Consider the following 448-nt stretch of genomic DNA (forward strand, 5'->3'; position numbering starts at 1 on the left):
CTCCCAGACGGGCAGCGCCGGATGGCGCTCGCGCAGCCGCGCGACCACTTGCTGCAGATACTCGAAGCTGCTCAGGAATCCGAGGTAATTGCCCGGCCGCGCCGCGTACTGCTCGGCGATCAGCTCGACGATCGGCTCGAGCGAGCGCTCGCGGTCGCGCCAGCGCGTCGACACATGCGAGGCGACCTTCACTGTCAGTTGCTCCGCGCGAAACGGCCCCTCGCCGTCGAGCGTGCCGGTGTCGCCCGGCAGCCCGAGCGTGTCGCGGTAGAAATCGAACGGGCTGAGCGTGCCCGAGAACATCACGGTCGCGCGCGCGGCGCCGTGGCGCGGCGCGAGGAAGTCGGCGGGAATCACGTTGCGCACGCAGAGGATCGACGCATGGCCGCCGCGGCGCGGCGCGCCCGCGCGCACGCGCGTCGCGTCGAAGATCGAATGGGTGCCGAAC

1 pseudogene is annotated in these 448 nt (G+C 71.4%); it reads right to left on the reverse strand.

The features are described 5' to 3' along the window. Window positions 1-448 (reverse strand): annotated as a pseudogene (locus tag J5M56_RS25390) (ATP-dependent DNA helicase); the annotation flags it as partial.

Origin of the sequence: Pseudomonas sp. 51_B, from assembly GCF_017491595.1 — a bacterium.
In the GTDB taxonomy this organism is placed as follows: Bacteria; Pseudomonadota; Gammaproteobacteria; order Pseudomonadales; family Pseudomonadaceae; genus Aquipseudomonas; species Aquipseudomonas promysalinigenes.